Annotated in this window: 24 protein-coding genes and 1 pseudogene; 18 read left to right on the top strand and 7 right to left on the bottom strand. The window is 60.9% G+C overall.

Translation table 11 applies throughout. The annotated features are described in order from the left end of the window. Window positions 1-183 (top strand): hypothetical protein (locus AC1ECN_RS23645; RefSeq protein ID WP_477954241.1); only part of this gene is annotated, 183 nt, incomplete at its 5' end. A 274-nt stretch (window positions 184-457) separates the two neighbouring features. On the opposite strand, the gene AC1ECN_RS23650 is transcribed toward AC1ECN_RS23645, so the two are convergent. Genes AC1ECN_RS23650 through AC1ECN_RS23660 form a run of 3 tightly spaced genes read right to left on the bottom strand, consistent with a single transcriptional unit; the run spans window position 458 to window position 2,466 of the window. Then, on the bottom strand, window positions 458-1,174 hold the full coding sequence (locus tag AC1ECN_RS23650) for a protein phosphatase 2C domain-containing protein (RefSeq protein WP_027688943.1): 717 nt from the start codon (window positions 1,172-1,174) through the stop codon (window positions 458-460). Continuing rightward, window positions 1,164-1,883: a hypothetical protein gene (locus tag AC1ECN_RS23655; RefSeq protein ID WP_130657531.1), complete on the bottom strand. Its 720-nt coding sequence runs from the start codon at window positions 1,881-1,883 to the stop codon at window positions 1,164-1,166. Before AC1ECN_RS23655 ends, AC1ECN_RS23650 begins: the two co-directional genes overlap by 11 nt. Window positions 1,884-1,887: 4 nt before the next feature. Further along, window positions 1,888-2,466: a hypothetical protein gene (locus tag AC1ECN_RS23660; protein ID WP_130657532.1), complete on the bottom strand. Its 579-nt coding sequence runs from the start codon at window positions 2,464-2,466 to the stop codon at window positions 1,888-1,890. A 350-nt stretch (window positions 2,467-2,816) separates the two neighbouring features. Between AC1ECN_RS23660 and AC1ECN_RS23665 the strand changes: the two genes are divergently transcribed. After that, window positions 2,817-3,911 (top strand): hypothetical protein, encoded by a 1,095-nt coding sequence (locus AC1ECN_RS23665; protein WP_477954244.1) that lies wholly within the window; start codon window positions 2,817-2,819, stop codon window positions 3,909-3,911. Window positions 3,912-4,015: 104 nt separating this feature from the next. Here AC1ECN_RS23665 and AC1ECN_RS23670 read toward each other — a convergent pair. Together AC1ECN_RS23670 and AC1ECN_RS23675 are read right to left on the bottom strand one after the other, a co-directional pair. Beyond that, window positions 4,016-4,327, bottom strand: a pseudogene (locus AC1ECN_RS23670) (type II toxin-antitoxin system RelE/ParE family toxin). Next, window positions 4,327-4,608: a type II toxin-antitoxin system Phd/YefM family antitoxin gene (locus tag AC1ECN_RS23675; protein WP_130676661.1), complete on the bottom strand. Its 282-nt coding sequence runs from the start codon at window positions 4,606-4,608 to the stop codon at window positions 4,327-4,329. The pseudogene AC1ECN_RS23670 and the gene AC1ECN_RS23675 overlap by 1 nt, the downstream one beginning before the upstream one ends. Before the next feature lie 220 nt (window positions 4,609-4,828). On the opposite strand from AC1ECN_RS23675, the gene AC1ECN_RS23680 reads away from it, so the two are divergent. The 16 genes from AC1ECN_RS23680 (at window position 4,829) to AC1ECN_RS23755 (ending at window position 17,587) form a co-directional block, all read left to right on the top strand. Next, window positions 4,829-5,821: an LLM class flavin-dependent oxidoreductase gene (locus AC1ECN_RS23680; RefSeq protein ID WP_477954246.1), complete on the top strand. Its 993-nt coding sequence runs from the start codon at window positions 4,829-4,831 to the stop codon at window positions 5,819-5,821. Between the two features lie 24 nt (window positions 5,822-5,845). Continuing rightward, complete coding sequence (locus AC1ECN_RS23685; protein ID WP_131618429.1) at window positions 5,846-7,195, top strand: LLM class flavin-dependent oxidoreductase; 1,350 nt, start codon at window positions 5,846-5,848, stop codon at window positions 7,193-7,195. 17 nt (window positions 7,196-7,212) lie between these two features. Then, the gene (locus AC1ECN_RS23690; protein WP_477954247.1) at window positions 7,213-8,412 is read left to right on the top strand and encodes a M20 aminoacylase family protein; all 1,200 of its coding nucleotides are present in this window, start codon (window positions 7,213-7,215) and stop codon (window positions 8,410-8,412) included. Further along, window positions 8,409-8,963, top strand: coding sequence for a GNAT family N-acetyltransferase (locus AC1ECN_RS23695; RefSeq protein WP_477954249.1), 555 nt, complete (start codon window positions 8,409-8,411; stop codon window positions 8,961-8,963). Before AC1ECN_RS23690 ends, AC1ECN_RS23695 begins: the two co-directional genes overlap by 4 nt. A 37-nt stretch (window positions 8,964-9,000) precedes the next feature. Then, entirely contained in the window at window positions 9,001-10,776 is a 1,776-nt protein-coding gene (locus AC1ECN_RS23700) for an amino acid ABC transporter permease/ATP-binding protein (protein WP_477954250.1), read from the top strand. A 78-nt stretch (window positions 10,777-10,854) separates the two neighbouring features. Then, window positions 10,855-11,799 carry an ABC transporter substrate-binding protein gene (locus AC1ECN_RS23705; protein ID WP_477954252.1) on the top strand — a complete coding sequence of 315 codons (945 nt, stop codon included), beginning with the start codon at window positions 10,855-10,857 and terminating at the stop codon, window positions 11,797-11,799. A gap of 68 nt (window positions 11,800-11,867) precedes the next feature. Then, a complete protein-coding gene (locus tag AC1ECN_RS23710) occupies window positions 11,868-12,803 on the top strand; it encodes an ABC transporter substrate-binding protein (RefSeq protein ID WP_477954254.1) in 936 nt (311 codons plus the stop codon). A 7-nt stretch (window positions 12,804-12,810) separates the two neighbouring features. Beyond that, window positions 12,811-13,848, top strand: coding sequence for an LLM class flavin-dependent oxidoreductase (locus AC1ECN_RS23715; RefSeq protein WP_477954256.1), 1,038 nt, complete (start codon window positions 12,811-12,813; stop codon window positions 13,846-13,848). Window positions 13,849-13,903: 55 nt separating this feature from the next. Then, window positions 13,904-14,500, top strand: a complete 597-nt coding sequence (locus tag AC1ECN_RS23720) for a DsbA family protein (protein ID WP_477954258.1) — start codon at window positions 13,904-13,906, stop codon at window positions 14,498-14,500. A 199-nt stretch (window positions 14,501-14,699) separates the two neighbouring features. Beyond that, a complete protein-coding gene (gene msuE, locus AC1ECN_RS23725) occupies window positions 14,700-15,260 on the top strand; it encodes an FMN reductase (RefSeq protein WP_477954260.1) in 561 nt (186 codons plus the stop codon). 11 nt (window positions 15,261-15,271) lie between these two features. After that, window positions 15,272-15,469 (top strand): hypothetical protein, encoded by a 198-nt coding sequence (locus AC1ECN_RS23730; protein WP_024323770.1) that lies wholly within the window; start codon window positions 15,272-15,274, stop codon window positions 15,467-15,469. 35 nt (window positions 15,470-15,504) lie between these two features. Continuing rightward, a complete protein-coding gene (locus tag AC1ECN_RS23735) occupies window positions 15,505-15,681 on the top strand; it encodes a hypothetical protein (protein ID WP_018494049.1) in 177 nt (58 codons plus the stop codon). A 13-nt stretch (window positions 15,682-15,694) separates the two neighbouring features. Beyond that, a complete protein-coding gene (locus AC1ECN_RS23740) occupies window positions 15,695-15,844 on the top strand; it encodes a hypothetical protein (RefSeq protein WP_164902886.1) in 150 nt (49 codons plus the stop codon). A 70-nt stretch (window positions 15,845-15,914) separates the two neighbouring features. After that, window positions 15,915-16,496 (top strand): RBBP9/YdeN family alpha/beta hydrolase, encoded by a 582-nt coding sequence (locus AC1ECN_RS23745; protein ID WP_164020343.1) that lies wholly within the window; start codon window positions 15,915-15,917, stop codon window positions 16,494-16,496. Window positions 16,497-16,507: 11 nt separating this feature from the next. Next, window positions 16,508-16,816 (top strand): hypothetical protein, encoded by a 309-nt coding sequence (locus tag AC1ECN_RS23750; protein WP_131589187.1) that lies wholly within the window; start codon window positions 16,508-16,510, stop codon window positions 16,814-16,816. Between the two features lie 3 nt (window positions 16,817-16,819). Continuing rightward, window positions 16,820-17,587 (top strand): gamma-glutamylcyclotransferase, encoded by a 768-nt coding sequence (locus tag AC1ECN_RS23755; RefSeq protein WP_477954263.1) that lies wholly within the window; start codon window positions 16,820-16,822, stop codon window positions 17,585-17,587. A 24-nt stretch (window positions 17,588-17,611) separates the two neighbouring features. Here AC1ECN_RS23755 and AC1ECN_RS23760 read toward each other — a convergent pair whose 3' ends face one another. Together AC1ECN_RS23760 and AC1ECN_RS23765 are read right to left on the bottom strand one after the other, a co-directional pair. Then, a complete protein-coding gene (locus AC1ECN_RS23760) occupies window positions 17,612-18,466 on the bottom strand; it encodes an ABC transporter permease subunit (RefSeq protein ID WP_477954265.1) in 855 nt (284 codons plus the stop codon). Continuing rightward, window positions 18,463-19,251: a taurine ABC transporter ATP-binding protein gene (locus tag AC1ECN_RS23765; protein ID WP_477954267.1), complete on the bottom strand. Its 789-nt coding sequence runs from the start codon at window positions 19,249-19,251 to the stop codon at window positions 18,463-18,465. Before AC1ECN_RS23765 ends, AC1ECN_RS23760 begins: the two co-directional genes overlap by 4 nt. Window positions 19,252-19,289 lie beyond the last annotated feature (38 nt).

The following is a 19,289-nucleotide window of genomic DNA, read 5'->3' on the forward strand; positions in this document are numbered from 1 at the left end:
CGCGCCGATCCCTCAGATCTCGCAGATCAGCTGAAGCGAATGGGTCCCGATCAGGCTGGGGACATCGAGCGGATCCGCCAGGTCGTCCGCCTTGCCGACCGCAGTCATCGTGCAGAACTCACGCAGCAGATGGAGTTGGAGCGCTCGCTTTCGCGCACGAAGAGTTTGGGATTGAGCCTATAGTATGTGTCKATATGCCGAATGCGTTAATCTGTACATCGATTGGCGAAAAGAGCATCCACCTCCATGTTTGGTCGGTTTGCGAGTTCTCAAGCCAAGCTACGGTTTAGATTCCGGAGAACTTGGCCGCCACGCCAAGGCTTAAAGGCTTCGATATAAATCGAAGGCCGTCGAGCGCGTTCCGGCGATGATCGTCGGCGCCTGCCAATGTTCCATCAAGTTGATGGATGGCCGGCAGTGGCGATCTTCGGCGCTTCTTTGACAGCGACATCGAGGCTCAAGATTTTCGATAAAGGTTGGATGAGGATCGATTGTTCAGCGAAACCTCGAGGGAATCGTTCGGCGAAATCCGCAGTTCGAGAACGCTGCGATCATCCCTTTCAGCGGTGGCGGATTGGTCGCCGCCAAGAAACGCGATCTGCTCCGGTTCCGTCAGCTCGGCCCAGAACCCGTCGGTGGCCAGCAGGAAAATGCCTGCGACTTGCTCTTGCGTGAAGATCTCCGGTGACATGTATTCTCTTGCGCGAAAGCTTTGGGTGAGCCGGTGGCGTATTGCGGATTTGGCGATGTCTTTGAGCGGCATCGCAGCTAGGGCGTTGGCCAGAGTATGTGGGCTGGTTTGCCAGACAATATCGGCGTCGATCCATCCGAGGACGCAATCACCGGAATGGATGACCGTAAGGTCAGCCCGCTCGCTGACGTGGAAAAGAAGGATGCTGGCAGAACCGCGTGGGAACGTCTCCCGAAGCGTCTGATGTATCTGCTTGAGTGCCTTCAGGACGTGTTCGTTGCTGAAGGGGTCGGCGGCCCCGACGAACCAATCCACCACCATCTCAACGATTGACTGCGCGTATTCGCCGTTCATCGGGCCGGCTGTGGAACCATCGGCAACGATGGCCAAAAACTCGCCGTCCCGTATGCCGATCCCGGCATGGTCTCGATTGTCAATCGTGCGCGTTCCTTGTTGGCTGAACCATAGAGCTTCAATTTTCATGTGCGACACCGTCCGCACTCTGGCTTATGGCGACGAAGCGGTCCCGTACAATCCCGACACGTCCGGCGGGTCCGCGGATATTACCGGCCAGGAAATCGTCGAAGTCGCCGTTTTTCAGAAGGGCGTGAAACTGCGCGGCGATGAACTGTCGGACGTCTTCCGCTGCCGCCAAGACTTCGTCGAGGAGGGTTTCTCGGCCGTCGACGATGAGCAGGATGTCTTCTGCATCGCGGCTTGTGAGAAGATCATCATGTCCGCGCCCGATAAACGCTTCCAGCTTCGTCGCGAGAAACAGGGGCGGGGTCAGCACCAGAATGGACAGATGGTCTGAAAGTTGGTGTTGCGCTGCGGTTTCTATCCCCTCGGCGTACCAGCGATTGGTGAAGCCGAGGATCGCGGCGTCATCGGGCATGAAATCAACTTTGAGTTTGCCGAGGCGCATCCGGCATATCACCTCCTCGCCGGCGGCTTCCATGAAACCACGCAGTCGAAGCTCCTCCTGGAGATGAGCCCATGCCGGCCATCCCGCCAGGTCAACGATGAGGTCGATGTCGTCGGTGGTGCGTACGTCCTCGAGCGTTATCGGATCGGTAATGAAGAGCGCCGTTGTGCAGCCGCCGACGAAGACCAGGCGCGAACGTAGTTCGTCGCCCAGAGCGGTGGCGACGGCTCTGAGCATTTCCAGCAATTGTTCGCGGACTTCTGTCATCTGCTTACGATCCACGACCTGAGGTGATCTTCGACTTGAGGTGATCGGCGGCGAGACCCGCCTCTCGCTGATTTCCGAGCCTGATCGCATCGACCAGCGCCAAGTATTCGTAGAGCCGCTCGTCTTTCAATGCAGCCTCAGGCACGCTTCTGAAAAGGGGTTCGACCGACTGTCCCATTTGATGTCCGCTAGCGTGGGGCCAGACATAATCGTAGGTTCCGCCGCTGACGAGAAGCCCGTTCAGCATCGGCGCTGCAAACGCAGTGGGCAAGCCCCGTTGCAGCGGTCCCAATTTGGCTGGGAAGACGAATTTCAGTCCTTTTGCAATAAAATCAAACAGATTTCGCCGATGCGGCCGGGGCTCGCTCGGAATGTTATCTTTGCGCGCGATTCCGGAGGCGACGCTTCTCCTGATCGATTGGGCGATTTCAGTCTTGCTGATCCCGAGCAGGGCTTCAAGATTGCGCACGGAATAGGGGTCGCCACCGATGGATTCAGATCTTAGCTGATCCATACCTTTGGCGATTTCCTGATCTTGCAGGCTAATCAGCTTCAACAGGATGACGATATCTTGGCTTTTCATGTTTACTGTCCTCCGTCCTAGGACCGAGGACAGTAAACATGAAAGGGGCGCTTATGTCAAAGCCTGACCGTCATCGCACGATGATGGGTCGACACCGACGTTCCCATCGCAGATTCGGTTCCGCCGGGAACGTGGCCCGTAACCGTCATGGAAGAACGAAACTCCAAGCCCCACACAGGCGACTCCCATTGCTGTCCTTGGTCCTAGGACAGAGGACAGATCTGAGGCTGGCTCCCGGCTGCATGCCGGTGCGGAAAAATAGCGCAAGATCCTTCACCTTAAAATTGCATCGTCGGTCAACAGCGGCTATGCTGCAACGCAGCGTGTCCCTATCAAAATGAGGGTGCCCCATGCGTCCAGTGCCTGTCCTTGCGAATGTGCAGATGGAGCGCACGGCGGCGCTGCCCGAAAAACTCGCCGACAATGCCTTCCGCACGATCACTCTCGACGGCTTGCAGCGACGCAACGCCGTTCTCGACGCCGTTTTCTACGATGTGAACACCATAACCGCGGAGGAGACGCCGAGACTTGCCTTCTGGCTGGCCCGCGAGGGGGCAATCATCCTTGTGCCGCCAACCGGCCGGGGAGCACTCGAGGTCTTCCTGACAGTCAACGACTATCTGGAAAAAGCGGCACCCGTCGGCGCACTCGCCATTGCAGGTGTCGGCAGTTCTGCGCTCGGAGCCGCAGCCTTCGCGCGCAATGTCGCCGATGCGCTCGGCGAGTCGGTCACCGCCGTCGTTTCGGGATATGGGCTCGCCGACATCCTGACCGAGGCGCTCGGCGGGTTTTTCTTCTTCGGCGCCTTGAACAGCATCCGTCACGCCTTCGAGCCACTCGACAGTTTCACCAAGCTGTTTTCGAAAAGCGAAGAGCTTGAGAGCGGCTATCTCTGGACGCGCACAAGCAAGGACACCGAGACAGTCATCGCCCTCCTCGAGGATCAGCGGTTCGCGCCACGTCTCCTCGTCGGTCATTCCAAGGGCAATCTTGTCCTGTCGGAAGCGCTCTATGCAATCGAAAGCGAGCATCCGCATCTGGCAGAGGCGATCGCCACCCGCACGCGCATCGTCACGATCAGCGCCAAGGTCGGTATGCCGATGCTATTTAAGGACGTCATCGACGTCATGGGCGCCTGGGACTGGTTCGGGGCCTTGAATTCACGCCCCGATATCAGAACCGACATTGTGGTGCCGCATGCATGGCATAGCACCAATCCCGATTTTCCACTGGGGATGGGCATTTCGGTTCCGCAGACCATCGCACAGGCGATTGCCATGGAAGGACGCATGCCGGCTGGGCGTGCCACCCATCTTTCCGCAATCCTTGACGCGCCGCAGCGCACGATCGCTGCGCTACGAAACGTCGCAAAAGCGCAGCGACCCCTTTMAACAGCCCCCAGTTTGCCAAAGACGCCCCCTGTCCGCACGACAGAAAAACATTGATGTTTCAATGTGCTTGAGCGTGATCCGTCGTGATCGACGCAGGTAAGTGGGATGGTTTTGGACAAGCCCTATATCCGAAGCGGTGAAGTACGATATGCCGGACGTCAGCGGATGAGCCTTCGCTCGAGAACGCTCTGCATGTCGCGCCGTCCGCCTAAGGCGCAATAGACGACGACATCGGTGCCCATAATGCGATAGATCAGGCACCATGGCTTATGGGCAGTTCCCGATATTCGGAAATTCCAATACCCGCCAATTCCTTCGGAATATTTCCGCCGGCGGGGAATTCTTCAAGCTCGGCGCATGCGCTCTTGATTTCCGTCAGCATGCGCTCTGCCGTCGCGGCTAGCGATGAAGCGATAGAGATCCTCGATGTCGCGTTCCTCTTCCTCGGCGAAAAGAATACGAGATGGCATCAGGGTTGGCTGTCAGCCAGACGTTTGCGGATGCGCGCGAAGGATTCCGCAGCGGGACGCAGTTTGCCCTCCTCGACCTGCCGGTTGGTGAGCGCCAACACCTTCAGGAGCGCCAGCGTCTCCTGTGTTTCTTCGTATTGGCCGATGTCCTGAAGGATGGCTTTCGCTTCTCCGTGAAGCGTAATGACGACCGGCTGCGGATTGTCCTTCAGCTGCCGAACGATCTTGGGCGCATGCGCCTTGAGGTAGCTGATCGGCTTGACCTGTTCTGACAGCTTCATGTGGTTACTCCGTTTCGACCAAGATATAGACCATCAAGTGGCGATTGAAGGAAGCCTTGCGCTGCCGGTGGGACACAGTCCCGGCAGGCGATTTTCCATCTTAGGTGCGGCCGCTTTTTTTCACTCATCGCGTTCGAAAGAGAATGCCATTTCTTATAATGAAGTTTGTCTACTGATTTTATAGACTAAACTTTGCAACCAGGGATCGGATCGTGGTGCCATGACCTACCTCCTCAGTCTTCTCGACAAAAGCCCGATCGAACAGGGTCTGACGGCGGCGGACGCGCTGCGGGCGACGGTCAAGATTGCCGCCCGGGCCGAGGAACTCGGTTATCACCGTTTCTGGGTCGCCGAGCATCATAACATGTCCAATCTGGCGAGCTCGGCGCCGGAGGCGCTGATAGCCTATCTCCTTGCCAGGACATCGAGGATCCGCATCGGCTCCGGCGGCGTCATGCTGCAGCACTACAGCGCGTACAAGGTTGCCGAGACCTTCAATCTTCTGGCATCGCTTGCACCTGGCCGCGTMGATCTCGGTGTCGGCAAGGCACCGGGCGGATTTCCGCTCTCGACGCGCGCCCTGCAGCTTGCCGTCGATCCGGCCAGGAAGCCTGATTTTGCAAGCCAGCTTTCCGATCTCAACATCTATCTCGCCGCCGACCCGAATTACGAAGGCGCGCAGGCAACGCCTTTCCCGCCGACTGCGCCCGAGCGTTTCCTGCTTGGCGCCAGCGTCGAAAGCGCCGAGCTCGCTGCCGAGAAGGGTTGGGAGCTTGTGTTCGCCGGTCACCTGAACGGCGATCCCGACAATCTGCGCAGGACCTTCGAGGCCAATGAGCGGGCATCCGGCGGCAAGCGCCCGATCCTGGCGCTCGCAGCCTTCGCCGCCGAAAGCGAGGACTATGCCCGCGAGCGCGTCGGCAAGCTGCGCATCGTCAAGGTGTTCCTGCCGAACGGCCAGACCGTCAATGTCGGCAGCGAGGAGCAGGCGGCCGAATTTGCCCGCCAGGCCGGCGTCACCGATTACCGCATCGAAGAGAAGGTGCCGAGCGTGCTGCATGGCACGGCGGAGCAGATCCGCAAGGAGCTGGACGAACTTCATCGCCGCTACGGGGTCAAGGAGTTCGTGCTCGACACGCCGGCGCTTTCGGTCGCCGAGCGCCTGGCTTCCATCGAGCTGCTCGCCAAGGAGCGGCTTTCCCTCGTCGCCTGACCGTTTCCAAGAAGGATTGATCCCATGGCTCAGAAACACGTCACGTTCGGCATCATGCTGCAAGGTCCCGGCGGTCACATGAATGCCTGGAAACATCCGAGCGGACCGGCCGATGCCAGCGTCAATTTCGAGTTCTTCGTCAAGACAGCGCGCAAGGCGGAGGCGGCCGGCATCGCTTTCGCCTTCGTTGCCGACGGGCTCTACATCAACGAGCAGTCCATTCCGCATTTCCTCAACCGGTTCGAGCCGATCGCCATTCTCTCGGCGCTCGCCGCCTCGACCTCGAAAATCGGCCTCGTCGGCACGGTGTCGACCTCCTACAGCGATCCCTTCACCATCGCCCGCCAGTTCGCCTCGATCGATCTCATCAGCGGCGGCCGGGCAGGGTGGAATGCGGTGACCTCGCCGCTCGAGGGTTCGGGACGTAACTACAGCCGCGAACATCCCGAGCACGAACTGCGCTACGAGATCGCCGAGGATTATATCGACGCGATCAAGGGCCTGTGGGATTCCTGGGACGACGACGCCTTCGTCCGCGACCGCGAGACCGGCGTCTTTGTCGACAAGACGAAGATGCATCGCCTCAACCACAAGGGCCGCTTCTTCCGCGTCGAGGGGCCGCTCAACATCGGCCGTTCCAAGCAGGGCCAACCCGTCGTTTTCCAGGCGGGCGCCTCGGATTCCGGCATCAGGCTCGCCGGCAAACATGCCGACGCGGTCTTCACCAATGGCGGACCGTTCGAGGAGGCGAAGGTCTTCTACCGCCAGCTCAAGGACAGCGTGATTGCCCATGGCCGCAGTGCCGCGGAAGTCGGCATTTACCCTGGTATCGGACCGATCGTCGGTGCGACGCAGGAAGAGGCGGACGCCAAGTATCAGGCGATCCGCGACCTGGTCACCATCGAGGAGGCACTGCTCTATCTTGGCCGCTTCTTCGATCATCATGATTTCAGCATCTATCCGCTCGACGAACCATTCCCCGAACTCGGCGATATCGGCAGGAACAATTTCCGCGCCACCACCGACCGCATCAAGAAGACGGCGCGGGAGAAGGGCCTGACGCTCCGCCAGGTCGCGCTCGATTCGGCAACGCCTCGCACGGCTTTCATCGGCACGGCCGAGCATATCGCCGACGAGATCATCCGCTGGGTGGACCATGGTGCTGCCGACGGCTTCATCCTTGGTTTCCCTGTCATCGCTGAGGGCTTCGATGATTTCTCGAGATATGTTCTGCCGATCCTCACGGAGCGCGGCTATTTCGACCCGGTCCTAAAGGGCGAGACGCTGCGCGATCATCTCGGCCTACCCTTCCGCGAAAGCCGGTATGCGGCGGGCGCCGATCAGGTCGAACGCGGAAAGGCTGTCGGCGCCTGAAGCGCCGACGAACCGTCATGAACATCATCGCTCAGAACCCGCAGAGCAACGATCCGGTCGAGAAGGGTATCGCCGCCTACCTCGACGAGATCATCGCGCTTCGCCACGACCTGCATCAATATCCGGAGCTCGCGTTCCAGGAGCTCAGGACCAGCAAGCTCGTTGCATCCTGCCTTTCCTCCTGGGGCTATGAGGTGGCGACAGGCATTGCCGGAACCGGCATCGTCGCCACCCTCAGGCGCGGCGACGGCAAAAGGCGGATCGGCATCCGCGCCGACATGGATGCCCTGCCGATCGAGGAGGCGACCGGTCTTGCCTATGCCAGCAGCAATCCCGGCGTCATGCATGCCTGCGGCCATGACGGGCATACGTCGATCCTGCTCGCCGCCGCGCGTTATCTCGCCGAAAGCGGCAATTTCAGCGGCACGCTGCGGCTGATCTTCCAGCCCGCCGAGGAAATCGGCGCCGGCGCCCGCAAAATGATATTGGAGGGCCTGTTCGAGCGTTTTCCTGTCGATGCCGTCTTCGGGCTGCACAATTGGCCGGGTGTGCCAGCAGGCCAATTCGGCTTCGTCGCTGGCCCCGCCATGGCTTCGGTCGACCAGGCGGTGATCAAAATCATCGGCAGGGGCGGCCACGGCGCCGAGCCGCACCGCGCCGTCGATCCGGTGCTTGCCTCGGCCTCCTTCATCACTGCCCTGCAGAGCGTCGTCTCCCGCAATGTCGATCCGCAGGACATGGCGGTCGCGACCGTCGGTTCGATCCATGCCGGCTCCGCCTCGAACGTCATCCCGGAAAGCGTCGAGATGAAGCTCACCATGCGGGCCTTCAGCGAAACGGTCCGCCAGCTATTGCGAGAGCGCATTCCCGCCCTTGCCCGCGCCCAGGCCGAAAGCTTCGGCGCCGAGGCGGATGTGAATTATCGCCTGGGCTTTCCGGCACTGGTCAATCACGCTGGGGAAACGGAGTTTGCCAGGCGCGTCGCCTATGACGCACTCGGCCCCGAGGCGATCGAGAAGGATTTCCGGCCGAGAACCGCGAGCGAGGATTTCGCCTTCATGCTGCAGGCAAATCCCGGCAGCTACCTCTTTGTCGGGAATGGCGACAGCGCTCCTCTCCACAGCGCCCACTACAATTTCAACGACGCGATCATTGCGCCGGCCGCCCGTTACTGGGTGCGGCTCGCCGAAACCTTCCTCACGGATGACAACGGGTGATGAATATGAGCGATACGTTTCTCTATACCAGCCCTCTCGACCCGCGCGCCAAGCCGCTGATCGATGAATTGATCCACGAATACGACAGCCGCTACGGCAACTATTTCAATGCCGAAGGGGCCGCAGCCGAGCTGAACCGCTATCCTCCCGAAGCCTTTGCGCCGCCTGACGGCAATTTTCTCCTGTTGATCCGCAATGGCGAGACCATCGGCGGCGGCGCCTTCAAGAACTATGACGAACGCACGGCCGAGTTCAAACGCATCTGGACCCGCTCCGATCTGCGCCGTCAGGGCCTTGCCCGCAAGGCGCTGGTGGAACTGGAGGCCCAGGCCGCCCGCCAGGGCTATTCACGCATCTACCTGACGACCGGCTTTCGCCAGCCCGAAGCCGTCGGCCTCTATCTGAACTACGGCTACACCGCTCTCTTCGACACATCAGCGGATCCCGAGATCTACAAGAGCCTGCCCTTCGAGAAGGACATCACCCATCTCGCTCAGCCTGCTCACGAAGATGCCGAACCGCGCCTGCGGGTGGCCGGCGCAAATTTCTGAAAACGGCAAAGACCGACAATCATAAAAGGGAAGCATAATGGCACTGACGACGGATTTCGCCGGCATCGACCCCGGCAGCACGACGGCAGGATCGAAGGATTATTCCCGTTACCGCATCGTGCCGGCGCGTCATCCGGGCCGCCTGGCAGGCACGACCTTTGCCGCAGTCGTCATCATCGCCGTGCTCTATTCCATCTTCACCAATCCGCGCTGGGGTTGGAGCGTCTTTGCTGAATGGTTCTTTGCCGAGCCAGTGCTCGTCGGTCTCGGCAGGACGCTGCTTTTGACCGTGCTTGCCGCCATATCCGGTTCCATCCTCGGAACGGCTCTGGCGCTTGCCCGCGTTTCCAAGTCGCCGCTGCTCTCCGGTCTTTCCTGGGGCTATATCTGGCTGCTGCGCTCGATCCCGGTCATCGTGCTGCTGCTGATCCTGAACAATCTCGGCTACCTCTACGAGACGATCAAGATCGGCATTCCCTTCACCGATACCGTCTTCCTCGACTATCCCACAGTGCAGTTGCTGACGCCCTTTGCCGCCGCCTTCCTCGGCCTGACGCTCAACCAGTCGGCCTTCTTCGCCGAGATCGTGCGCGGCGGTATTCTCTCGGTGGATCACGGTCAGCTGGAGGCCGCCGCCGCACTCGGTCTGCCGCGCCGCCGCCAGGCCTTCCGCATCGTGCTGCCGCAGGCCATGCGCTCGATCCTGCCGACCGGCTTCAACGAACTCATCGGACTGGCGAAGAGCACCTCCATGGTCTACGTCCTGGCGCTGCCGGAACTCTTCTACACGGTTCAGGTGATCTACCGCCGCAATCTCGAAGTCATTCCGCTGCTGATGGTCGCGACCGTCTGGTATCTGATCATCATGACGGTGCTGTCGATCGCTCAGCGCTATATCGAACGCTACTTCTCCAAAGGCGCCGTGCGCAATCCGACGCCGTTGCCCTTCCAGTCATTTTTCGAGCGTTTCCGCCGTCTGCTGCCTGTCCTCGAGACGGCAACCGACACCGTGCGCAAGATCGGTTTCCGGGATGCTGCAACGCTACGGGCCGCAGGCGGCGCGGTGCGCATCCACGGTATCTCCAAAAGCTTCGGCCCGCTGAAAGTGCTCGATGATGTCGAGCTCAGCCTTCCTGCCGGCAGCGTTACCGCCATTCTCGGTCCGTCCGGCTCGGGCAAGTCGACGCTGTTGCGCGCCATCAACCATCTGGAGCGTGTCGATGAGGGTTTCATCTCGGTCGACGGCGATTTCGTCGGCTACAGCAGGAAGGGCGACACGCTCTACGAGCTCAAGGAGAAGGATATCCTCAAACGTCGCGCCGATATCGGCATGGTCTTCCAGAGCTTCAATCTCTTCCCGCATCTGACCGTGCTCGAAAACCTCATCGAGGCACCGATCCAGGTTCGCGGCATCGGCCGCGAGGACGCCGTGCAGCTGGCGCAGGAGCTGCTGGCACGCATCGGCCTCAGCGACAAGATCAACGCCTATCCGCGCCAGCTTTCCGGCGGCCAGCAGCAGCGTGTGGCGATCGCCCGCGCACTGGCGCTCCGCCCGAAGGTGCTGCTCTTCGACGAGCCGACCTCGGCGCTCGATCCGGAGCTCGTCGGCGAAGTGCTCGACGTCATCAAGGAGCTTGCCCGCACCGGCACGACGCTCGTCATCGTTACCCATGAGGTCGGCTTTGCCCGCGAAGTTGCCGACACGGTCGTCTTCATGGACAGCGGCCGCATTCTGGAGGCTGGCCCGCCGGCCCGCATCTTCACACAAGCGGAACATCCCCGCACGCGGGAATTCCTCGCCAAGGTTCTCTAGCGCGAAACAGTGCTGGTGAAATGCCGGGCCGCGTCGAATGACAATAACCACAACCTAAAGATGAAATGGAGAAGGGGCATGACATTTACAGATAGGGCAAGGCTTCTGATAGCGGGAGCGGTCACCATTACTGCGATCGGTTTCGGTTCCGCTCAGGCGCAGCAGAAGTTCGATCTCAGCCCCGAGCAGCCGAACCGGCTGCGGGTGGAAAAGAACGAGAAGCGCATTGCCGAAGTCAAGGACTTCAAGTTCGTCGACAACGGTGTCTTCACCGTCGGCATCAGCTCGAGCGGCAATCTGCCGCTGCATGATTATGCCTCCGATTCCAAGACCGTCATCGGCTATGACGTCGATCTGGCGCAGGCCATTGCCGACAGCCTGGGCCTGAAGCTCGAATTGGTTTCCGTTGCCTGGGCCGATTGGCCGTTGGGGCTGACCTCCGGAAAGTTCGACGCGGTGATCTCCAACGTGACGGTCACGGAAGAACGCAAGGAGAAGTTCGACTTTTCGACCTACCGCAAGGACGAGCTTGGCTTCTACGTCAAGGCTGACAGCCCGATCGCGGCGATCAAGCAGCCGAAGGATATTGCCGGCTTGAAGGTCATCACCGATGCCGGCACCAACCAGGAAAAGATCCTGCTGGAATGGGATCGCGAGAACGTCGCCGCCGGCCTGAAGCCGATCGAGGTGCAATATTATGACGACGACGCGGTCAAGGATCTTGCCGTTCAGTCCGGCAGGGCCGACACCGTTTTCAGCGTGAACGCGACGCAGGCCTATTCGGCCGGGATAAATGGCAAGACCAAGCTCGTCGGCACCGTCAGCGGCGGTTGGCCGATCACGGCTGAAATTGCTGTCACCACGCGTAAGGGCAGCGGCCTGGCAGCGCCATTGACCGATGTCGTCAACGACCTGATCGCCAGCGGCGCCTATCGGAAGATCCTCGATACCTGGAACCTCGGTCCGGAGGCGATCGATAAGGCCCAGACCAACCCGCCGGGCCTGCCGAAGAGCGGCTCCTGATCGATCCCTGGTGGGCCGGCGGCAATGCTGCCGGCCATTCCTGCCTGACAATTTGGAGATTGAAGACGATGATTGCCCTTCCGGCATTCCGGACCCTGCTGATGGCCGCCATGGCGTCGGCCCTTTCCTTCGGCGCAACCCGTGCAGCCGAGGATTTCGACCTCAGCCCAGAGCAGCCGGGCCGGCTTCACGCCGCCAGGAACGATGCGGCGATTGCCGCAATCCCGAAGGATTTCAAGTTCGCCACACCAGGCAAGTTCACCATCGCCGTCAGCCCGGGCGGCCCGCCGCTTGCCACCTATGCCACCGACGCCAAGACCGTGGTCGGGGCAGATCCCGATTTTGCCTATGCCATCGCCGACAGCCTCGGGCTGACGCTGGAGATCGTGCCGGTCGCCTGGATCGACTGGCCGCTCGGCCTCGCCTCGGGCAAGTATGATGCCGTCATCTCCAATGTCGGGGTCACCGAGCAGCGCAAGGAGAAGTTCGATTTCTCCACCTACCGCCAGGGCCTGCATGGTTTCTTCGTGAAATCCGACAGTCCGGTCACCTCGATCAAGGAGCCCAAGGATGCGGCGGGCCTCAGGATCATCGTCGGGGCCGGCACCAACCAGGAGCGCATCCTGGTGAAGTGGAGCGAGGAAGATGTTGCCGCGGGCCTGAAACCGATCGAGCTGCAATATTACGACGACGAGGCGGCAAGCCTTCTCGCGCTGCGGTCCGGCCGGGCCGATGTCATCGTCCAGCCGCATGCACAGCTCGTCTTCATCGCCGCGCGCGACAAGAACATCAAGCGCGTCGGCACGCTGAGCGCCGGCTGGCCGGATCGCTCGGACGTCGCGATCACCACCCGCAAGGGAAGCGGACTGGCCGATGCGCTGACTGTCGCCACCAACGGCCTGATCACGGATGGCACATACGCAAAAATCCTCGACCACTGGCGTCTTTCCGAGGAAGCCTTGCCGGCATCCGAGACCAACCCGCCTGGCCTGCCGAAATACTGATCATCGGATGGCGCAAGTGGGCAACATATCCATCAGCCATATCGGCTTCCTCACCCCCGGCAATTATCCCGACGAAGATCCGTTGTCGGGATTGGAGCAGACGCTTGAGCAACTGCAATATGGCGAAGATCTGGGCTTCGACAGCGCCTGGGTCCGCCAGCGGCACCTGGAGCCTGGAATCTCTTCGGCCAGCGCCTTCCTGGCGGCGGCGACGCAGCGCACCAGCCGGATCGAGCTTGGAACCGCGGTCATCCCGATCGGTTACGAGAGCCCTTACCGGCTGGCCGAAGATCTCGCCACCGTCGATGTTCTGTCGCGCGGACGGCTGAACATCGGCGTCAGCGCCGGCCGGCCGCTGCACGCCGAGCTGATCGCTCCGCTTGTCTTCGACGGCGACTGGACGGGTTATAATTTCTCGCATGATCGCGTGCTGCGTTTTGCCGACAATCTGCGCGGCGCTTATCTCGGCGACGAGCAGACCTTGATCAAGACACCCTTCGGCCCGCAGCGGCCGCGGCTGCAGCCTTATGCCAAGGGCTTAATCGACCGGATCTGGTATGGCGGCGGGTCGCAGCGCTCGGCCGAATGGGCCGGCCGCAATGGCTTCAACCTGTTGACCGGCAATGTGATAACGGGTGAGGGAACGGATGATTTCTTCACCGCGCAATCGCGATTGATCGAAACCTATCGCGCCGCCGGCACGCAGCGTCGCGTCGCGCTGGGGCGCGTACTCGTGCCTTTCGACAGCGCCGATGCGGCAACGCGCCGCAGGTATCGAGACTATGCCGATGGCCGCCATCAGCGAACCCTTTCACCGCAGGGCGAGCGGCGCACCCTGTTCGCCCGGGACGTCGTCGGCACATCGGACGAGATATTGGCGCAGCTGTTTGCCGATCCGATCCTGCCCGAGGTCAGCGAGTTAAGGCTGGAGCTCCCTTACGAGTTCGAGCACGAGGAATATCGCCAGATTCTCCACGACTTCGTGACGCTGATAGCACCGGAGCTCGGATGGAAAGCGCAATCCGAAGTTAGATCCGCTTCCTGAAAATGCCGTCGACCATTCGACGCCAGAACCATCACCTCGCAGGGAACATGCATCAGTGACCAAATCAGTAGAGTACTTCTTTTCTATCGGCTCGCCCTGGTCCTACATCGGCTTCGACGCCTTCGCCGAACTTGCGGCGAAGAACGACGTCGTCGTCACGCCCTATCTGACGACGGTGGTCGAGGAAAATGGCGGTATCTTTTCGCGCAACCGCCCGGAGATCCGGCGCGCCTACTGGACGCGGGACCTCAAGCGCTGGGCGCGCGTGCGCGGCAAGGAACTGCGGCTCGAACATCGCCCGGATCTGAGCGATCCGACGCCGGCCTCCCTCTTCGTGATTGCCGCCTACCTCGACGGACAGGATTGGATCGGCGTTGCCCGCGCCCTGCAGCATGCCTTCTGGAGCGAGGCGAAGGATATCGGCAAGCCCGACGTGCGCGAAGTGATCGTGACGTCAGCGGGTTTCGATGGCGCAGCGCTCCTCAGGCGACAAGCCGACGACGATGTCCAGAACAAGTGGTCGGCCGACCGCGTGCATGCCCGCGACAGCGGCGTCTTCGGCTTTCCCACCTATGTCTATGATGGCGAGATCTATTGGGGGCAGGACAATTTACCCTTCCTCGAACGTCATCTTCACGGCGACAAGCCTTAGGCTTGGATCAAGCAATGTGACCGCAATGAATTGCAGCGTCTCGACGTCTGAGATGTCGATGGCGATCGGCTTGCAGCCTATGCGTGCTGAAGCGGCGGCGAACGTTTTTTTCAACCAGGCGAAGAAGGAGAGATGCACGTTCCTTTAATCTATCAATTTTGTAGACAATAGTTGGAGCAACGCAAAGAGAGGAAAAACCATGTCAGGTTTCAAACTCGTCGGCATCGCTGGCAGCTTCAACCGTCCATCGAAGACATTGGCACTCGTCCGGCACATCGCCGAACGTGCGAGCATTCGCTACGGATTTACGAGCAAGAGCTATGATCTCAATGATGTCGGTCCGTCGCTCGGCAGTGCCTTGTGGCGCAAGGATCTCGACGCGCAGGCCAGGCATGTCGTTGACGAGATCGTGCAGGCCGATGCTCTGATCATCGGCTCGCCGACCTACAAGGGCTCTTATCCCGGCCATTTCAAGCACCTCATCGACCTGATCGACCCCCACGAACTTCGGGGCAAGCCGATCATCATCACGGCGACCGGCGGCGGTGACCGGCATGCGTTGATGGTCGAGCATCAGCTTCGGCCGCTGTTTGGTTTTTTCATGGCCCATACCTTGCCGACTGCCGTTTATGCGTCCGACCGCGATTTCACAGACTATGCGGCTTCATCCGATGCGCTTTTGGCCCGCATCAACGAAGTGATCGGCGAATTGGCGGCCTTCTTTCCGGGCGCAAATCCGGCCCTGGCGGCAGCCGAGTAAGGATCGTCACCATGGTTCGATCTCAGGAAGCAACGATCACCGATGCGGAAAGGCCGGGGCCAAGCGAGCAATTGTGGAGCGTCTTCGAATTCGCCCGACGCTATCGTCTCGCCAAGCGCGAGGAGAACCGCCTGCTGATGCTCTACGGACCAACGGCATCGCTTCACGTTCTTCTCGCCAATGCACAACGTCATTCGCTGATTTCCTAGCCGAAGAATAACGCGGTTCCTGACAGGAGGTTCGCATGAAGCTTGATTTTCAGTTCTGGCTGAAGCTTTCGATCGGCCGGTTCCTCGGCCTGAAGCCGCCCGCTGCACGGGAGCCTGTGAATGGATCGCTCGCGCGGGACGACGAGCGTGAGCGGTCCGCGCGCGAATACGAACTCCATTATTGGGGCACCATGCCCGGCCTTTGGTATTGAGGAGAACGGCGTGATGGCGATTGTCGTTGAGACCGACCTGCGTCGGCACGGTGCGAGAAGAGCGGAAGGCAGCGTCATGTCGCATTTCAGGCATGCGGCTGGAATCTGCACGATCGTCAGCTCCTTCACATTCCTGTTCGCCCTGGTGATCGGGTGGATCTGATGAGTGATGTCCGATGTTTGCCCCGATCGGGAAAAAGACCGACGCGCAGCTTCAGAGAGGATGCCGTCAGATGATCGACGTACTTATTCTTCCCGGGCTTTTCGGCTCGGGAGACGGGCATTGGCAACAGCACTGGCTGCAGGATCAGCCGGGCAGTCGTTGCGTCGTTCAGGACGACTGGGATCATCCGAACCTTGACAACTGGCTGCTGCGATTGGAAGGCGCGCTTGAAGAGGCCGGCGAGGCCTATCTGGTTGCCCATAGTCTCGGATGCCTGCTTGCCGCCCGCTTGGCCGGGCGAAGTGCAGCGCGGCGCGTCAAGGGGGCATTGCTCGTTGCTCCATGCGATCTGCCGGCCACGGAAAACCTGCATCCCGGGCATATCTCGTTTGGCGCCATGCCGACGGCGCCGTTGCCTTTTCCAAGCATCGTCGTCGGCAGCATGAACGATGCCTACATGACGGTCGATCGGTTGACCCTGTTCGGCCGCCTGTGGAACGCCGAGACCAGGAATATCGGCCTTGCCGGGCACATCAATATCGCCAGCGGCTTTGGCCGCTGGCGCAACGGCTACCGGATGCTGGACGCCTTGAAGACGCAGGCACGCGGTCGAAGGCAGAGCTTTTCGATGCCGCCGGCTTTTGCAATGTGAGACAGAGTGGAATGTCCGATATTGTCTCCGACCTGCTGCGCCTTAGCGAGGATCCGAATGCCGATCCGAGGACCCGGCGCCGCCAAACCATGGAGCGGCTGGTGCAGACGCTGCTCACCATGGCCGATGCCGAAATGGGATCGGAAGATCCGCAGCATCGCCATTCCATCATTCATTTGACGACGATCATCCGCGAGATGACGGGAAGGATCGCAGAGGCCGATGATGCGACGTTTTCGGCAATCGTCAGGGAGGCCGCGATGCTGATACGCAGCCTGCAGCGGCGCCAGGCCGATGCGGCCAGATTTACGGTGCACTGACGCATGACGGATATTCGCGAGCATAAACAGTCTGCGGTCCGGGGAAGCAGACTTTTGCTGACCGGATCAACAATGGCTCTGACGGACGAGCTCGTATCGTTGAGCCTTCGCCCCGCGATCGATGTCGGCCCGGAGCCACACCGAAAACCGCTGAGCGAAGCGGAGGTGGAGATGCTCGCCAACCGGCTTCTCGATGAGTCTACCGGCGCCCCGCTTTGGATCTTCGCCTATGGATCATTGATATGGAAGCCGGACTTCGACGCCGTCGAATCGCAGCGTGGCGCAGCTAGAGGGTGGCATCGCTCCTTCTGCCTGCAGATGACCCGCTGGCGGGGAACGCGGTCCCAGCCGGGCCTGATGATGGCACTTGACCGCGGTGGACGTTGCAACGGCGTCGTCTTCAGGCTTGCCGATGATGACCGCCTTGGCCAGATACGGCGGTTGATCCGCCGTGAAGTCGGCACCATCGAAGACGCTGCGACGGTTCGCTGGATCCCGGTCGCGACCCCGCATGGGCTGGTGCGCGCGCTGGTCTTTTGGGCTGGTCCGAAAGGCGAGCGCGTTTCCCGCAAATTGCCGCTGGAGACGGTAGCGCAGGTGCTTGCGAGAGCCTGCGGACACATGGGTTCCTGCGCCGAATATCTGTATCTGACGGTGAAGCATCTGGAGGAACGCGGCATCAGGGACCGCAATTTGTGGCGGCTTCAGAAGCTCGTTGCAGCCGAGCTTGTCGCCATACACGGGCTGAACGCGGCGGCAGGAAGCCATTGAATAGGGCTCCCTGCCGCCCTCTGGTCAGAGCTTGCCCTTCCAGGGCACGAGGAACGCCTCCAGAAAACGAATGGCGGCCGAGAAGGTGAATGCGCAGATCGCGATGATGCCGATGCCGACGAGGACGACGTCGGTCGCCAGGAATTGTGAGGCCGACATGATCATGAAACCGATCCCGCGCGTGGACGCGATCAATTCAGCCGCAACCAGCGTGCCCCAGCCGACACCGAGCGCAATTCGAATGCCGGTGAGGATCTCCGGCAGGGCGGATGGCAGGACGATGTCCAGGAAGAGCTGCAGTCGGCTCGCACCCAGCGAACGCGCGGCATTGACGCGCTCGATCGGCAGCGAACGAACGCCGGCCTGGGCTGAAAGGCAGATCGGTGCGAACATCGCAAGCACCAGCAGCGTGATCTTCGACGTCTCGCCAATGCCGAGCCAGATGATCATCAGCGGCAGGTAGGAGAGCGGCGGAAGCGGCCAGTAAAACTCGATCGGCGCGTCGAGCACGCCTTTTGCCCAGCGGTTCAGGCCCATGAGCAATCCGAGCGGAATGCCGGCGGAGACGGCGATGAAGGCTGCGACCACAATGCGGAACAGGCTTGCAAAAACATGTTCGGACAGCGACGCTCCGGCGTAACCGTCGCGATAGATGGCGCCGATCTGTGTCAGCACCTCGTCCGGGCGCGGCAGAAACAAGTGTGGGACGACACCGAGCGCCGATACCAGCCACCACATCAGCACTATGGCCAGCGCTGTCGCAACGCTGATGGCCACCGTCGATTTCTCGCCGGCTCCAAAGCCCGCCATTTTCACCAGCTTGACCTGATGGTCCTCTCTACCCGCCGCAATCGGCGGTGCCTGCACTATATCGCTCATGCGGCGCTCCTCAGGTCTTCGGTGCTGTGGAGAATGGCGCGGATTTCCTCGCGCAGCTCGGCAAATTGCGGCGACGCCTTGATCGATCGGGCGTCGCCGGTCTCGGCGAAGCGGTGAACGAAATCCAGATCGAAGCGTGCCACGACGCGCCCCGGTCGAGGTGACATGACCAGGACCTGTGTGCCCAGGAACAAGGCCTCTTCGATCGAGTGCGTGATGAAGAAGACCTTCTTTGCCGTTTTATCCCAGATGGAAACCAGCAGTTCCTGCATCTGCTCGCGGGTCAGGCTGTCGAGTGCGCCAAACGGCTCGTCCATCAGCAGGATGTCGGGATTTGTCGCCAGAGCCCGTGCGATGCCGACACGCTGGCGCATGCCGCCCGACAGCTCGTAGGGAAAAGCGCCAGCGAATTCATCGAGGCCGACGAGCCGGAGAAGCTCCAGGGCGCGCGCTTGGCCCTCCTTGCGCTTGACCCCGGCGAATTTCAAACCGAGCGCGACATTGTCGAGAACGGATTTCCAGGGCAGCAGCGAGTCTTTCTGAAAGACGACGCCACGATCCGCGCCGGGTTGTTCGACCGCGCGGCCGTCGAGTGTGATCCGGCCATCCGACAGCGGAAGGAAGCCGGCAATCGCGTTGAGAAGGGTTGATTTGCCGCATCCTGATGCTCCGAGCGCGACGACGAAGCCCCGCTCGGGAATATCGAAGGAAACGCGATCGAGCGCGTGAACGGTCCGCCCGTCGCGGGCTGCGAAGAAAACGCTGGCGTGATCGACTTTAAGCATGTTGCCGCTCGCAAGTTTGACGCCGGCGCAACGACTGC

The sequence above is a fragment of the Rhizobium sp. 01N447_2 genome (genome assembly GCF_056399245.1).

Coding starts and splice junctions, on each gene's coding strand:
- AC1ECN_RS23650 (WP_027688943.1), bottom strand. CDS start 1,174: ATGAAAATTGAAGCTCTATGGTTCAGCCAACAAGGAACGCGCACGATT.
- AC1ECN_RS23655 (WP_130657531.1), bottom strand. CDS start 1,883: ATGACAGAAGTCCGCGAACAATTGCTGGAAATGCTCAGAGCCGTCGCC.
- AC1ECN_RS23660 (WP_130657532.1), bottom strand. CDS start 2,466: ATGAAAAGCCAAGATATCGTCATCCTGTTGAAGCTGATTAGCCTGCAA.
- AC1ECN_RS23675 (WP_130676661.1), bottom strand. CDS start 4,608: ATGAAGCTGTCAGAACAGGTCAAGCCGATCAGCTACCTCAAGGCGCAT.
- AC1ECN_RS23685 (WP_131618429.1), top strand. CDS start 5,846: ATGGCTCAGAAACACGTCACGTTCGGCATCATGCTGCAAGGTCCCGGC.
- AC1ECN_RS23690 (WP_477954247.1), top strand. CDS start 7,213: ATGAACATCATCGCTCAGAACCCGCAGAGCAACGATCCGGTCGAGAAG.
- AC1ECN_RS23700 (WP_477954250.1), top strand. CDS start 9,001: ATGGCACTGACGACGGATTTCGCCGGCATCGACCCCGGCAGCACGACG.
- AC1ECN_RS23705 (WP_477954252.1), top strand. CDS start 10,855: ATGACATTTACAGATAGGGCAAGGCTTCTGATAGCGGGAGCGGTCACC.
- AC1ECN_RS23710 (WP_477954254.1), top strand. CDS start 11,868: ATGATTGCCCTTCCGGCATTCCGGACCCTGCTGATGGCCGCCATGGCG.
- AC1ECN_RS23715 (WP_477954256.1), top strand. CDS start 12,811: ATGGCGCAAGTGGGCAACATATCCATCAGCCATATCGGCTTCCTCACC.
- msuE (WP_477954260.1), top strand. CDS start 14,700: ATGTCAGGTTTCAAACTCGTCGGCATCGCTGGCAGCTTCAACCGTCCA.
- AC1ECN_RS23730 (WP_024323770.1), top strand. CDS start 15,272: ATGGTTCGATCTCAGGAAGCAACGATCACCGATGCGGAAAGGCCGGGG.
- AC1ECN_RS23735 (WP_018494049.1), top strand. CDS start 15,505: ATGAAGCTTGATTTTCAGTTCTGGCTGAAGCTTTCGATCGGCCGGTTC.
- AC1ECN_RS23740 (WP_164902886.1), top strand. CDS start 15,695: ATGGCGATTGTCGTTGAGACCGACCTGCGTCGGCACGGTGCGAGAAGA.
- AC1ECN_RS23745 (WP_164020343.1), top strand. CDS start 15,915: ATGATCGACGTACTTATTCTTCCCGGGCTTTTCGGCTCGGGAGACGGG.
- AC1ECN_RS23750 (WP_131589187.1), top strand. CDS start 16,508: ATGTCCGATATTGTCTCCGACCTGCTGCGCCTTAGCGAGGATCCGAAT.
- AC1ECN_RS23755 (WP_477954263.1), top strand. CDS start 16,820: ATGACGGATATTCGCGAGCATAAACAGTCTGCGGTCCGGGGAAGCAGA.
- AC1ECN_RS23760 (WP_477954265.1), bottom strand. CDS start 18,466: ATGAGCGATATAGTGCAGGCACCGCCGATTGCGGCGGGTAGAGAGGAC.
- AC1ECN_RS23765 (WP_477954267.1), bottom strand. CDS start 19,251: ATGCTTAAAGTCGATCACGCCAGCGTTTTCTTCGCAGCCCGCGACGGG.